The sequence below is a fragment of the Polaribacter sp. genome (assembly GCF_051251875.1).
GTDB lineage: Bacteria > Bacteroidota > Bacteroidia > Flavobacteriales > Flavobacteriaceae > Polaribacter.
In genome coordinates, this window is sequence record NZ_JBPOGL010000037.1 from 24437 (window position 1) to 39876 (window position 15440).

13 protein-coding genes are annotated in these 15440 nt (G+C 31.0%); 1 reads left to right on the forward strand and 12 read right to left on the reverse strand.

Going from position 1 to position 15440, the window contains the following annotated elements; translation table 11 throughout:
* Positions 1-22: 22 nt before the first annotated feature.
* On the reverse strand, positions 23-2236 hold the full coding sequence (locus tag ACSHW5_RS14345) for an FUSC family protein (protein ID WP_435676834.1): 2214 nt from the start codon (positions 2234-2236) through the stop codon (positions 23-25).
* Positions 2237-2530: 294 nt separating this feature from the next.
* Positions 2531-2764, reverse strand: coding sequence for a CDGSH iron-sulfur domain-containing protein (locus tag ACSHW5_RS14350; protein WP_435676835.1), 234 nt, complete (start codon positions 2762-2764; stop codon positions 2531-2533).
* Between the two features lie 108 nt (positions 2765-2872).
* Here ACSHW5_RS14350 and ACSHW5_RS14355 point away from each other — a divergent pair, with 108 nt between their 5' ends.
* Positions 2873-3706, forward strand: a complete 834-nt coding sequence (locus tag ACSHW5_RS14355; protein WP_435676836.1) for an FKBP-type peptidyl-prolyl cis-trans isomerase — start codon at positions 2873-2875, stop codon at positions 3704-3706.
* A 56-nt stretch (positions 3707-3762) separates the two neighbouring features.
* Here ACSHW5_RS14355 and trpA read toward each other — a convergent pair whose 3' ends face one another.
* From trpA to gatB/aspS, 10 genes are all read right to left on the reverse strand, one after another.
* On the reverse strand, positions 3763-4530 hold the full coding sequence (gene trpA / locus ACSHW5_RS14360; protein WP_435676837.1) for a tryptophan synthase subunit alpha: 768 nt from the start codon (positions 4528-4530) through the stop codon (positions 3763-3765).
* A gap of 122 nt (positions 4531-4652) precedes the next feature.
* Positions 4653-5837, reverse strand: coding sequence for a tryptophan synthase subunit beta (trpB, locus tag ACSHW5_RS14365; RefSeq protein WP_435676838.1), 1185 nt, complete (start codon positions 5835-5837; stop codon positions 4653-4655).
* An 85-nt stretch (positions 5838-5922) separates the two neighbouring features.
* Complete coding sequence (locus ACSHW5_RS14370; RefSeq protein ID WP_435676839.1) at positions 5923-6597, reverse strand: phosphoribosylanthranilate isomerase; 675 nt, start codon at positions 6595-6597, stop codon at positions 5923-5925.
* A gap of 168 nt (positions 6598-6765) precedes the next feature.
* The gene (gene trpC / locus ACSHW5_RS14375; RefSeq protein WP_435676840.1) at positions 6766-7554 is read right to left on the reverse strand and encodes an indole-3-glycerol phosphate synthase TrpC; all 789 of its coding nucleotides are present in this window, start codon (positions 7552-7554) and stop codon (positions 6766-6768) included.
* An 86-nt stretch (positions 7555-7640) separates the two neighbouring features.
* Positions 7641-8000 (reverse strand): four helix bundle protein, encoded by a 360-nt coding sequence (locus tag ACSHW5_RS14380; RefSeq protein ID WP_105050386.1) that lies wholly within the window; start codon positions 7998-8000, stop codon positions 7641-7643.
* Between the two features lie 30 nt (positions 8001-8030).
* Positions 8031-8204, reverse strand: a complete 174-nt coding sequence (locus ACSHW5_RS14385; RefSeq protein ID WP_435676841.1) for a hypothetical protein — start codon at positions 8202-8204, stop codon at positions 8031-8033.
* Between the two features lie 141 nt (positions 8205-8345).
* Positions 8346-9335, reverse strand: a complete 990-nt coding sequence (gene trpD, locus ACSHW5_RS14390; RefSeq protein ID WP_435676842.1) for an anthranilate phosphoribosyltransferase — start codon at positions 9333-9335, stop codon at positions 8346-8348.
* A gap of 106 nt (positions 9336-9441) precedes the next feature.
* Complete coding sequence (locus tag ACSHW5_RS14395; RefSeq protein ID WP_435676843.1) at positions 9442-10020, reverse strand: anthranilate synthase component II; 579 nt, start codon at positions 10018-10020, stop codon at positions 9442-9444.
* Positions 10021-10251: 231 nt separating this feature from the next.
* On the reverse strand, positions 10252-11643 hold the full coding sequence (locus ACSHW5_RS14400) for an anthranilate synthase component I family protein (protein WP_435676844.1): 1392 nt from the start codon (positions 11641-11643) through the stop codon (positions 10252-10254).
* Between the two features lie 387 nt (positions 11644-12030).
* On the reverse strand, positions 12031-15369 hold the full coding sequence (gatB/aspS, locus tag ACSHW5_RS14405) for a bifunctional amidotransferase subunit GatB/aspartate--tRNA ligase AspS (RefSeq protein WP_435676845.1): 3339 nt from the start codon (positions 15367-15369) through the stop codon (positions 12031-12033).
* Positions 15370-15440: the final 71 nt, after the last annotated feature.

The window sequence follows — 15440 nt, forward strand, 5'->3', positions numbered from 1 at the left end:
TTTTACTAAGCTTCTAAAAAATCTATATTTTTTTCACCTTTTTTACTAAATTTTCAGACAAACTCAACAACCATCTTACTTGTTCTGAAACCAACTGTGTTTCATGTAATTGCATTCTCATTTCTTTAGAAATAGGCAATCCTTTTTCAATTTCTTTATCTCTTTGACTTGATATATCATGAAAATAATCTTCATAATTTTTAGTTGCTGTAGCTAACTCTTCACTTGCCAAATGGTTTTGTGATTCCGTATTATTTAAAATAGCCATTGCTTCTTCTAATTTATACAAAATATGTTTTATGTAAATTTCAAACTGTTTTGGAACTTTACCAGTTTCATTCGTTCTTATGTACATACCCAAAGATGAAAGAGCAGACAAATAGGTGTTAAAAATGGTCATTAACTCATAAATGTTTGCTAAATTTTCTTGTTTAGATTTAGGTTCTTGCGCCAATCTTTGATATGCTGCATTTAGGTTACTAACTTGTAAAAAAGCTTCTTTTCTAGCCAATGCATATTCTGTAGAAACTTCACCTTTTTTATGATACAAGATATCTATATGTTCTAAAAAACTAGAAAAACTTTCAATTGAATTTGAAAAAAACTCCTTTATATTTTTTGATTCCCAAGCTGGCCAAAAAAAGTAATTCGCTATAAAAGCCAATAAAGAACCTATTAAAGTGTCAAAAACTCTAAACTTTATTACTGTTAAAATATTAGGATGAATTAAAGCATACATAAAAATAACATAGAGCGTAATAAACGCTGCCGCATTTCTATAATTTTGTTTAACCAAAGAAAAACCAATTATAAATGATAATGCCGCAATTATGGCATAAATTAATGGATTTTGTGTTATAAAAACAATGCCAACGCCAACAGAAGCACCAATTAACGTACCCACAACTCTATTCTTAGTTCGTACTTTGGTTAAGCCATAACTAGGCCTCATAATTACAACAATAGTTAATAAAACCCAATAAGGTTGCTGCATTTCTATGGCATAACCAATCATAAAACCAATAAACATAGTCAATGATAAGCGTAACGAATGTCTAAATATTGGCGACTTAAAACTAAAATTTGCTTTCAGTTTCTTGAGGTCATAATCTTGCGGAGTTAAAAACTGCTCCGAATCTTTTATAGCCCTAATTTTATCATTATTAGAATAGTTAGCCAATATTCTAATAATATCATTTAAGTTTCTTATTTGCTTTTCTTGATATGCTTTGTAATTTAATAAAAAGATAACACCTTCCCTAGCTTCCGGATACCCAATAGTTCCTTTATAAATTGCTATATGATTTTCTATTTTTTTAATTAAAATTTTAAAATTATTTTGAAATGTAAGTTTTTCTTCATTTAAAATAACTTTTGAAACATGCTTTAGTTTATTTGAAATTTCAAAAATTAAGATTTTAAATTCATCTACTTTCTCTTGATGCTCTTTAAATAACGCATCAAATTTCTCATAATCAATGGTATTTGAAATGGCCAACTCATATATTTCTATAATTTTAGAAAAAATTAACTGCTGCCTTCTAGTTCTATTACTAAAAACGGTGCTTAATCTTTTTTCTAAAATAACTTCTCTTATGGTTTCGTGTATCTCATTAAGCTCTACTTGAAGTTTAAAATTCTGTTCTAAAAGAGCTGTTCTATTATCAATATCTACCAATAACTTTCCTCTTATTTTTATAAATTCTGAAGTTTTTTCTAGTAATTCAACAAACAAATAATCTGCTTGTGCTTTGGGCATTGCTAATTCCGTAAAAACGATTAATAATAAATACCAAATACCACCCAATGCAATAAATAACGAATGTTCAAAAACTGAAATCGTTGTGCTCTGATGGGCAAAAGCCAAAACTAAGGAGAGTAAACCTGCAAATGATATTAATGAAGCTCTAAAGCCAAATACCGAAATATAAGATATAGAAAAAACGAGGACAATTAACAGCGGTATTAAAACCAAGTAACTACTACAATACCCTATTAATAACGTAATTGCAAAGGTTAAAATTATAGAAGCTAATATCCCAAAAAACTTATGCTTAAAACTTCCAGGAACATCTGAAGGAGCACACAAAATAGCACCTAAAGCAATACTGAATCCTATTTCATAATTATCAAAAAAATAAAATGACACCAACACAGGAATTGCCATAGAAACAGCCACTATAACTGCTTTAATAAAATAAATACTTTTAAAATATCTAATTAAATTATTAATCATAAACCAAATTAATATTCAAATTTAAGGAGATTTTTTAGGTCAGTCTATTAAATTTCTATATTTAAAATTTTAAATAAAAGAATGTTTATTTTAATTTATTACACAGCCTTTTTACAGGTTGATAAAAACGATAAGTACCACCGGCATTTTGTATAATTTTAAGAAATATAAAGACAGAAAGGAATAAGTTTATTGGTTAAAAAAAATGGAATTTCTTTTTAGATGATGAAGAATAGAAGTCTTTACCTATAAACAAATTGCCAGTCCTAATGTATATAAGAATGACAGTTTTTTCTATTTATGAGAACCATCGCAAAAAGGTCCATTTTTAGTCTCTTTACATGCACATAAATATTTAGTTTCTGTTTTTTCTGCTGTAAACACATTCGGACTCATGCCTGTTCCTCTATGTTTACCGTCACATAATGGTTGGTTTTCAGATAAACCACAAGTACACCATGCATAATTTTTTCCTTCTTCTAACGCAAGTGGCAAAGGTCCATTTCCTGCTCTTTTGGGTAATTTCATGTTTTTATATTTTTTAGGATTTTAAGATAAGTAATATTACCAATAGTTTCTACTTTCAAACCAAATAAAGATTTTTTTTTATTTTATATTTGCGCAAAATTATAAAAAATGAAATCTTACTTATTATTATTTTTCTCAATAATCCTTTTCAATTCGTGTTCGAGTGACGACACACCTACTTTTACAGTTCAAACAGAAGCAGACATTATTAACTATATTGAAGAGAACAATTTAGAAGCAACAAAAACCGACTCTGGTTTGTATTATGTTATTAATAATGAAGGCACAGGAAATAGACCAAATGAAAACTCTGTTGTAAATATAGATTATAAAGGATCCTTTTTAGATGGAACTATTTATAGCCAAAGTGATTCCACAATAATTCAAATAGACCAAATTATTGAAGGCTTAAAAGAAGGTCTTCAACTTTTTAAGGAAGGTGGTGATGGAATTTTAATCCTTCCTTCTGAATTAGCATATGGAACCTCTGGAAACAGTACAGGTTCTATTCCGGGAGGAGCTGTTTTAGTTTTTGATATTACACTTACAGTTGCTGATTATGCTGATGAAAATGAAACGGCTATTTTAAAATATATTGAAGATAATAATTTAAATGCAACAAAAACTAGTTCTGGCTTGTATTATGTTGTTAATAATGAAGGAACCGGAGAAAGACCAACAACAGCTTCTAATGTTACAGTGGCATACAAAGGCTATTATTTAGACGGATCTGTTTTTGATGAAAGTACTGAAAACGGTGTTAGTTTTAATTTAAGCCAAGTAATTGCAGGTTGGACAGAGGGAATTCCTTATTTTAAAGAAGGTGGTGATGGCACTTTATTAATTCCTTTTAATTTAGGTTATGGAGTATATGGCAATGGTACTATACCCGAAGTATCTGTATTACTTTTTGATATAAATTTGATTAAAGTTAATTATTAAACTAGCCTTATAATTGTATAAAAAAAGCGAAACCTACTAGGCTTCGCTTTTTTGTTTTAAGAAATAATTGGTTTGATAAAATCGTCTATTTTACCAACTCCGTTCTTACCTAAATTCTTAATAAAGGCAGAACCTATTATAGTTCCATTTGCATATTTACAAGCAGTAGTAAAGGTTTGTTTGTCAGAAATTCCAAAACCAATAATTAAATTACTTTGTAAATTCATGTTTTTAATTCTTTCGAAATAAGTAACTTGATTGTTAGAAATATCTCCTTTTGCCCCCGTAATAGATGCAGAAGCAACTACATAAATAAACGCTTTAGAATATGTATCTATCTTTTTAATTCTTTCTTCTGATGTATGCGGAGTTATTAAAAATACATTTGTGATTCCGTATTTTTCAAACAAAGCTTTGTAATGATTTTCATATTCAATCATTGGTAAATCTGGCAGAATTACTGTATCTATTCCACAATCTACTACTTTCTTGCAAAATTTATCTTCACCAAATTTTATCATCTGATTTAAATACCCCATTAAAACCAAAGGTGTTTTATTGGTTTCTTTAATGGTCATTAATTGATCGAAAATAATATCTAAATTAATACCGTTTTCTAACGCTTTTTGGCTACTATCTTGTATGGTTGGTCCGTCTGCTAATGGATCTGAATATGGCAAACCTACCTCTATAAAATCTACACCACTTTTTTCTAATGCTGAAATTACTTTCGTTGTATCATCCAATTTTGGATATCCGCAAGTAAAATATATAGATAATAAATTTTTATCTTTTTTCTGAAATAACTTTTGAATTGAATTCATATTTATGTTGTTTTGTCAGTTCGAGTGATTTTCGATTTTTTGAGAAAATTGTATCGAGAACTAATTGCATCTCGATACAAATTTATTCATTCCTCATAAATTCACTCGATGTGACATTAGTTTCAGTCTTCTAAATGATTGATATACGTTTCTAAATCTTTGTCTCCTCTACCCGATAAATTAACCACCACAACTTGGTCTTTTTTAAACTTAATTTTTGGCAAAACAGCCAAAGCGTGTGCACTTTCTAAGGCAGGAATAATTCCTTCTATCTTTGTTAATTCATAAGCCGCATCAAGAGCTTCTTTGTCTGTAGCATCCATAAACTTGGCTCTTTTACTTTCATATAAAAAGGCATGCAACGGGCCAACTCCTGGATAATCTAAACCTGCAGAAATAGAATAAGGTTCAATAATTTGACCATATTCGTCTTGCATTAAAATGGTTTTAGAACCATGAATAATTCCAACTTCTCCTAATTGAGAAGTGGCAGCACTTTCACCAGAATTTACGCCTAAACCAGAAGCTTCAACCGCAATTAACTCTACAGATGCATCATCCATATAATGATAAAAAGCACCGGCAGCATTAGAGCCTCCACCAACACAAGCTATAATTGTATCCGGATTTTCTTTTCCTGTTTTTTCTTTTAATTGCCATTTAATTTCTTCTGAAATTACTGCTTGTAAACGTGCAACCATATCTGGGTAAGGATGTGGACCAACAACAGAACCTATTAAATAAAACGTTTCTGGATGTTGAATCCAATAACGAATTGCTTCATTTGTTGCGTCTTTTAAAGTTCTACTTCCGCTTAAAGCAGGTACAACTTTTGCGCCCAACATTTTCATTCTAGCAACATTTGGCGCCTGACGCTCAATGTCTTTTTCGCCCATAAAAACAGTACATTCTAAGTCCATTAAAGCACAAACCGTAGCTGTTGCAACTCCGTGTTGTCCTGCTCCTGTTTCTGCTATAATCTTGGTTTTACCTAATTTCTTAGCAACCAAAATCTGACCGATGGTATTGTTTACTTTATGTGCGCCTGTATGATTTAAATCTTCGCGTTTTAAATAAATAAAAGCACCATATTTTTCTGATAAACGCTTTGCCAAATACAACGGACTTGGGCGACCAACGTAATCTTTTAATAAAGATTTGTATTCTTTTTGAAACTCTTCAGATTCTAAAATTTGAAGATAATTATCTTCTAATTCTTTTACATTTGGGTATAACAATTCAGGGATAAATGCACCTCCAAATTGTCCGTAATAACCATTTTTGTCTGGGTGAAATTTTGATTTCATATTGTTATGTTGTGTAATTGTTTATTCGTTTAATCGTGTAATTGTTAGTTTGTGCATTGTTTTACACACTTTAACAGTTACACAATTACACAAAAATTTCTTTCTTAAATTTTTCTAATGCTTCTATTTTCTTAACTCCTGGTTTGCTTTCAAACTGACTATTTACGTCTAATGCATAAATAGGTAAATCAGATTTCATTAGTTTTTTAACTTCCTCTACATCGTCTAATCCAATACCTCCACTTAAAAAGAAAGGCTTTTCAAAAGGGTATTTCTCTAAAACAGACCAATCGAATTTTGTTCCGTTTCCTCCTCTTTCTTTTCCTTTTGTATCAAACAAAAAGAAATCTACCACTTCTAAATAGGGTTTTAAAATATCAAAATTAAATTCACCTTTAATTCCGAATACTTTAATAACCTCTACTTCATTTTTAGAAATATAATGTTTGTTTTTTTGCTTTTTTATCGTCTTGTTTTCTTCAATAAACAAAGCTCTGTTTTCTGTTAATTGCTTTTTTAAATTGATAACATATTCAACAGATTCATCTCCGTGTAATTGAACTGCATCTAATCTGTATTCCTCAACCAAAGAAATTACAATCTCTGGATATTCATTTACAAAAACGCCTGTTTTTTTTATCGAATTAGAAAATTCCGGAATAATTCCTTCAAAATTTCTTTTTGATTTCTCATAGAAAATAAACCCCAAATAATCTGGTTGCAATGCTGCAACTTGTTGGATATTTTCTGTGAATTTCATTCCGCAAACCTTGAGTAAAAGCCCCCTTTCCCCCGAAGGGGAGAACAATGGAATCGAAGTGTTATTGTTTTCGTTTTTATTCAAAATTCTATTTCTTCTTTTGTCTTTTTTATAATCTACAACCATGAGAGTTCCTTCCCTTTGGGAAGGTTAGGATGGGCTCTTCTTTTAGCGTATTTGACTAATAAAATCTAAACAAGCTTCTCCAGGATTCTCTGTTTTCATAAAATTCTCGCCAATTAAGAAACCTTGAAATCCAAACTCTTTTAATCCTGTGATAATTTTTGGATCAGAAATTCCGCTTTCTGAAACCTTTAAACAGGTATCAGGAATTTGATTTGCTAACTTAATAGAATGCTCTAAATCTACTTCAAAAGTATTTAGGTTTCTATTATTAATTCCGATAATTTTATTGTCTAAATCGTTAATTTTATTTAAATCTTCTTGGGTATGAATTTCATATAAAACTTCTAAACCTAAATCTATTGCTAAGTTTCCGTAGTTTTTTAATTCGGTTGCTGTTAAACAAGACGCAATTAATAAAATTACATCTGCACCAATTGCTTTTGCTTCTACAATTTGAAATCCATCAACAATAAAATCTTTTCTAAGAATTGGTTTTTGTTGATTGATGATTCTTGCTTCCATCAAATCTGCCATCGTTCCACCAAAGAACGAAGTATCTGTTAAGATTGATTGTGCAGCAACATTTGCATCTAAATATCCATTAGTAACCTCTGCAATGGTTGCTTTGTCATTAATAATTCCTTTTGATGGAGATTGACGTTTAAACTCTGCAATAATTCCTGTTGAACCAACTTCTAACAAAGATTTTTTTAATGAAAAAGTTGTTCTTCCAAAATTTGGACTTTGTACTAATTTTTGAACAGGAACTTCTGCTTTTATTTTTGCAATTTCCTTCTTTTTAAATGCGATTATTTTATCTAAAATTGTCATATAATTAATTATGAATTTTAAATTATGAATTACGAGTTCTCGTTGCATTAATTCATAATTCGTAATTGTTCATTAGTAATTGTTACTTACGAATTTGTGTTTCTAACTGTTTTTTGAATACTTCCGATAATTTTTAAAATTTCGTCAATATCTGTCAATAATGATTCCGATTCTTTATCTGATAAAAAGTCAGTATCTTTTAATAAACGAATCCAATAATGAGATTCTCTTGCTTCCTTATAGGCAATCGTTAATTTAGCAAAAAAGTCTTTTCTACTTTGTCCTCCAATTGCTTCTTCAACATTTGCCCCAATTGATGTTCCTGATCGTAACAATTGTTTACTCAATACAAACTCTTTCTTTTCTTGAGATAAATGTTTGTATAGTTTAACAACTCTAACTGCGAAATTATAACTTTTGATTTGAATTATATTATCCTTTTTCATTCGTCGTAATTTCTAATTCGTAATTGTTAATTAGTTACTATTTATCTTTTTATTTCTGTACTTTAAGAAAAAGTAAATTACAATTCCTACAATCAAACCAATTAAAGTCTGCTTTATAACACCTTTTGTTTGAAGGCCAACTGCAGCTCCTATTATTAAAAAAGCCGGAATTACTAGAATTATATTATTTTTCTTTTTTGTCATTTTATTTTTCTTCTTTCTAAATCATCTCGATACAAAAATTCTGAAAAAGAAATTTCACTCGATGTAACAGCGAGTTATCTTCATAGTGTCAGTTCAAGTGATTTCGATTTTTCATCGAAATTGTATCGAGAACCTTTCATCTTAAAGACTTATTAATTTTTCTAATGTCTGTTTTGCTTTTAAGCCAAATAATGAATCTTTTGCTTCATTAAAAGCAGTTTCAAAAGACTTGGTGTCATCAACAATTGTTAAGGCAAAAGCTGCATTTGTTAACACTACATTGTTTTGTGCTTCTGTTCCTTTTCCTTCTAAAATAGCTTTGAAGATTTTTGCTGCATCCGCCACTGAATTCCCTCCAAATATTTCTGATTGCTGAATTCTTTTTTGTCCTAAATCTTCTGGATTTATAATTTGTTCTCCGTTCTTCGTGAAAAATTTGAATCCGCTTGTTAACGAAATTTCATCATAACCATCTAATGCGTGAATAATACCGTAATTGATATCTTCTTCTTGTAAAATATAATTGTACAAACGTGCAATTTCTAAATTAAAAGTTCCTAACATGTGATTTTTTGGTGAACTTGGGTTTACCAAAGGTCCCAACATATTAAAAAACGTTTTTAACGCCAACGCTTTTCTGGTTGGCCCAACAGCTTTCATTGCTGGATGAAATTTTGGCGCATGTAAAAAACAAATATTTGCTTTTTCTAAATGCTCTTTTAAAATAGTTTCATCATTGGTAAAATTGTACCCAAAACTCTCTAACATATCTGAAGAACCCGACTGAGAAGACACAGAATAATTACCGTGTTTTGCTACTTTTTGTCCTGTTCCGGCAACGATAAAAGAAGTTAAGGTTGATATATTAAAGGTATCTTTTCCATCGCCACCAGTTCCTACAATATCAATAGTATTATACTCTGATAAATCTACTTTTATAGACAATTCTTTTAAGGCATTTCTAAAACCAGCAAGTTCATCTGCTGTAATAGGACGCATCATAAAAACGGTCATAAATGACGCTAAATGTGCATCATTGTATTTTTCTGCAGCAATATCTTTTAAGATTTGTGTTGCTTCAGATTTAGACAATCTTTCGTGATTATATAGTTTGTTTAAAATTTGTTTCATTAAAGCCCCTTTTAATTTCCCCCAAGGGGAAAAATACTCTTGTGTTAATTTTACTCTTTATTTTTTTCTTTTGCATAAACTTGCTAGTTCCTTCCCTTTGGGAAGGTTAGGATGGGCAACTATTGATAAAATTAGTAACCAATTGCTCACCAACATCTGTTAAAATAGATTCTGGATGAAACTGAACTGCAGAAATTGGAAATATTTTGTGTTCAATTGCTTGAATTAAACCATCTTCATCTCTTGCGGTTACTTGTATTTCTTCTGGAAAACCTTCGTCTGTTGCTGCCCAAGAATGATAACGTGCCGCCATAAATGTTTCTGGAACATCTTTAAAAATAGTAGCGTTTTTGTCTGTGACCCTCATTTCTGTGGCAACTCCGTGAAAAACATCGTCTAAATTGATGATTTTGCCACCAAAAACTTCTGTAATTGCTTGCAAACCTAAACAAACTCCGAATATTGGTTTTATGCCTGCGTATGTTTTAATGACCTCTTTTAAGATGCCTGCTTCATCTGGAATTCCTGGTCCTGGTGATAACATAATGATATCAAAGTTTCCTACATCTGCAATACTGATTTCGTCATTTCTAAAAACTGCAGGGAAATTTCCTGTAATTTTTTCTACCATGTGTACCAAATTGTAGGTAAACGAATCGTAATTATCTAAAATTAATATTTTCATATTCTTTTGTTGTGTAATCGTTTAATCGTGGATTTGTTTAATTGTAGACAAATCTTTATTAATTTTCTCAATCTGCGTTAGGGATTGAATGGTCTGTTTGAGCTCTTTTTTGTTTTTCTCAAAAAAAGCGAGTAATGAAAGCCCGTTAAAACGCCCAAATTTATTCAAAAATTGAATGATTAAATAATTAAAAAACTCTTGAATCTTTTAATTCTTGAATCTTTTAATACTTTATATATTTTCTGCTAAAATTAACGCTTTCTTTAACGCTGCTAATTTATTATTTACTTCTTGTAATTCCTTTTTTTCATCGGAATGAATCACGATTCCTGCGCCTGCTTGCGAATACAAAACGTTGTTTTTGCTAACAAAAGAACGAATGGCAATGGCCAAATTTACAGAACCATCTAAACCGATAATTCCGACAGCGCCACCGTAAAAACCACGAGTTTGATTTTCATATTTGTCTATCAACTCCATTGCTTTGTACTTTGGTGCGCCACTTAAGGTTCCGGCAGGAAAAGTGTCTCCAACAATTTCTATTGGGTTTCCTTTAATTTTTCCTCTAACCGTAGAAACCAAGTGAATTACGTGGCTAAAATACTGTACTTCTTTAAACACCTCCACGGTAACTTTATCTGCATGTTTGCTTAAATCGTTACGCGCTAAATCTACCAACATTACGTGTTCTGCCGTTTCCTTTTTATCTTCGGATAGTTTTTTACCCAACTTAATGTCTTCTGCCATATCGCCCGTTCTTCTAAACGTACCAGCAATAGGATTAATGGTTGCTTTTCCTTCGGAGATTTTAATTTGTGCTTCTGGTGAAGAGCCCATTAATTTGAAGGATCCGTAATCGAAATAAAATAAATATGGTGACGGATTGATAGAACGCAATGCTCTATAGACATTAAACTCGTCTCCTTTAAATTTTTGCTGAAATTGGCGTGATAAAACCAATTGAAAAACATCGCCACGTTTACAATGAGATTTTGCTTTTCTTACATAATCTATAAACTCTTCGCCTGTTGTATTTGAAGTTTCTTCGCCTACAATTTCGAATTTTTGCGTATTAAATGCTTGCGCATCTATAATAGTTTCAACTTCATGTATGCGAGATTCTGTACCTTCTTCTATGTTTTCTATCAAGGTCATTTCATCATTAAAATGATTGATAACAATTACAAAACGATAAAAACTGTATTGCATTTCTGGAATTGCAGAAGGAGCTTTTTTGTTTGTAAATTTAATATTCTCAAAATATTGAACAGAATCAAACGTTGTATACCCATACAATCCGTTGTACGATTTTAATTCGGCAGGACAATCTAAGTCTATAGAATTCTTAAAATTATCATATAAATCATAAAAGTTTTTATTGATAGGTTGCGCATCTAGTTGTGTTCCTTTATGAGAAACCGTAAACTGATAATCATCAACCTTCATTGTTAAAATTGGCTCTACAGCAATAAAAGAAAAACTCTCTTCTTTACTGTGATAATCTGAACCTTCTAATAACAATGTATTGGCAAATTTATCTCTAAAACGTAAGTACAGCCCTACTGGAGTAACTGTATCTGCCATTTTTGTTTTAAATATTGTTTTAAATTGTAATTTTTTCATTCTTCTATTATGTCATTGCGAAGCAAATTTTTCATTTGCTGTGGCAATCTGATTATTATTGAAGAGATTACTTTGTTGTAAAAACTCCTCGTAATGACTTTTTCTTGTATAAAAAAAGGCCTATCGTGAGATAAGCCTTTTCTAATATATTTTATACATATAGGTTTCTTCTCACTTATTAGATAAGAGAGTTCCACCAACCTGTATTTATTGTATTGTTTTTCATTGTGAAGCAAAAGTAACATAGATTTTTAAATTAGACAATGTTTATTTTGAATTATTTTGGGGGTTAAGCGCAGAGAGCGAAAAGAAAAAAAATGCAAAAGATCGCAAAGTTTTTACTCTGCGACCTCTGCGAAAATTATTTGCGCCTTTGTGGTGAAACTTTTACTTCCTAATAATCCTAACATTCATCTCCTCTACTTTTTTATCAGATAAAATTGAAGGTGCATTAAATAACAAATCTTCAGATGAACCTGTTTTAGGGAACGCCATTACCTCTCTAATAGACGCTTTCTTTTCTAAAATCATCATTAATCTGTCTACTCCCCAAGCAATTCCTCCGTGAGGTGGCGCTCCATATTGAAACGCTTTGTACATCGTACCTACACTTTTCATCATTTCTTCTTTATTGTAACCCATATTTTTATAGGTTGCTTCTAAAATATCTGCTTTGTGTGCACGCACAGAACCTCCACCAATTTCATAACCGTTTAAGATTAAATCGTATTGTTGGGCTATGATAGTTCCTATTTCTTCACCTTCACCATTCATGTGCTTCTCTAAGTCATAGATTGCTGGCATAGAAAATGGATTGTGCGTAAAAGTCCATCTTCCTTCATCTGTTTTTTCAAACATCGGGAAATCAACAACCCAAGCTGGTCTTAATTCCTTCGGATTTATCAACCTTAAAATACGTCCCATTTCTTGACGAACAGCATCTAACGCTTTGTTAGCTGTTGCATAATCTGCTGCTGAGAAAAACACAATATCTCCTACTTGAGCATCGGTTTCTTTTATAATATTTGTTGCAATTTCTTCACCTAAAAACTTAATAATTGGCGATTGTAAATCGTTTTCATTTACAATAATGTATGCCAAACCTCCCAAACCATTTTGTTGTGCAATGGCTGTTAAATTTTCTATTTGTCCTTTAGACATCCGTTTGTTTCCTTGCTCTTTTGCAGAAACCTTAATACATTTTACAATTCCGCCTTCTTCAATAGGTTTACTAAAAACTTGGAAAGTGGTATCTTTTACAATATCTGTAATGTCTTGCATTTGCAATCCATATCGTAAATCTGGTCTATCACAACCATATTTATCCATCGCATCTTTATAGGTAATGACTTCAAAAGGATGTAAAATCCATTTTTTTCCATAGATTTTCTTCACAACCTCATTAAACATTTTGGTGTTTAAATCTATAATTTGTTGCATACTTGCGTATGCCATTTCAATATCTAATTGTGTAAATTCTGGTTGTCTGTCTCCACGAGAATCTTCATCTCTAAAACATCTGGCAATCTGAAAATATTTTTCAAAACCACCTACCATTAGCATTTGCTTAAATTGCTGTGGCGCTTGTGGCAACGTATAAAAAGAACCTGCTTGTTTTCTTGTAGGCACAATAAATTCTCTTGCTCCTTCATCTGTCCCAGCCGTTAAAATTGGTGTTTCAATTTCTAAAAACTCTTCTTCGTCTAAAATATCACGCAATAACTTAATTACTTTATGACGGTTTACAATTGCTTTACGAACTTCATCATTTCTATGATCTAAAAATTTGTACTCAAAGCGAATCATTTCATTACTTTTAGTAGCTCTTTTTATTTCGAAAGGCAATGTTTTAGATAAGTTTAAAATATCTAAAGAAGCGGTTTCTAACTCTAATTTACCAGTTCTTAAACCGGCATTATAATCATCTTCATTTCTCTGAATTACAATACCTGTAACAGAAATAACAGATTCTGATTTCAATTTTACAAGTTCATCTAAATTAGGAAACGTTTCTCTACTTAAACGCACTTGAAAAACCTGGTTGCTAGAATCTCTTAAATCGATAAAAATTAATTCACCATGATCTCTAACACTTGCAACCCAACCAGACAAAGTAACTTCTTCATTAATGGTATCTTCTGAAAGTTGAGAAATTTTATGCGTTCTGTATTCTTCTTTTATGATGATGGGAACTTCTTTCAGTTCTTCTTCAACTTTTACTTTAGACTTATCTCCAACAACTTCACTCTTAGAACCTCCAGCTTCCACAGAACTCTGTACTTTGAGCTCTGAACTTTGAACTTGCGAAAGTATTTCTGTACGAATCACTTTTCCTGAAGCTCCTTTTCCAATAATACCAATTACTTTACCAACAAGAATACCTGCTTTTCCTTGGTTTCCTGTTTTAATATCGTTGGCAATTGCTTCATTTTCTGCAATTACTTTTTTAACAGCATCTTTAATTTTATCTTCAGAAATGGTATTGTCTTCAAAATACTTATTGTAATTAAAGTTTCTATCTTTTAAATACGATGTAATTCCGTTTTGCACTAAAACAGACGTAATTTTATCGTCTTTAAATAATTGGAAAATTTCTGTTAATTGATCTACATTATGAATATTTGCATACTCATCTGCACCTAAATTATTCACCAATGTTTTGGCAACAAAAGAAGGATCGTTAATTTTATTATTGATAGCTACAAACACTGCAGAACGTAAAGAATCTGCTGTAAAAAACTTTGCATCTTGTGGTAAAACACCTCCATTTATCAAAATAGATTCTACCGCAAAAGGCAATGAACTAATATCTACATCGATACTTTCTACTACTTTTTTAATGTTGACAAAAGGTAAATCTGGCTCAGAAATAAAACGATAATCTGCTTCAAACTCCTTTTTACGCATTGTTTTGGTTTGCTTTAAATCTGCATCCCATAAAACCGTTGTTTGATCTGGTCTAAACGCTTTATTTTCTACGTAGTAATTTAATTGTTTTTCTATTTCTTCCTTTAAAGCATCTACCATAAACTTAAAAGAATTTAAGTTTTTGATTTCTGTTCTTGGGTTTAAATCGTAGGTATGTTTTTTACGCAGCGATACAGAAACATCCGATTTAAACTCACCTTTTTCAAGGTTTGCTTCAGATATTTTTAAATTCTGTACAATTCTTTGAATGTATTGCGCATAAGTTGATGCATCTTCTATATGACGAATACAAGGATCTGTTACAATTTCTATTAACGGAACACCTGCCTTGTTAAAATCTACTAAAGAAATTTTCTTTTCGTGCATTAATTTTGCAGCATCTTCCTCTATATGTACTTGTGTTAAACTCACCGTAAATTGCGAACCATCATTTCTATAACAAGAAACTTGTCCGTCTGGAATTACAGGATTGTGAAACTGTGTAATTTGTATATTCTTCGGGTTATCTGGATATTCGTAATGTTTACGATCCCAAGAAATTACCTCATTAGAAAAAGTAGATTTTACTGCTTTTCCAAAATAAATAGCTTTGGTAATTGCTTCTTTATTAATAGAAGGCAAAACCCCCATTTGCCCAGTACAAACTGAACATATATTCTGGTTTGGTTGCTCTATTTCTTGATTTGCACAAGAACAGAATAATTTTGTTTTTGTATTTAATCGAACGTGTGTTTCAATACCAATTACTAACTCTAACTCGTACTTTTTAATAAGCTCATTTAATTGTTCCAGTTCCATTATATCGTATCTTTTAAGAAGTTAGCAAACTTCAAAACAAGTTCGTCATTATTTTTTGCTGCCGTAATTTG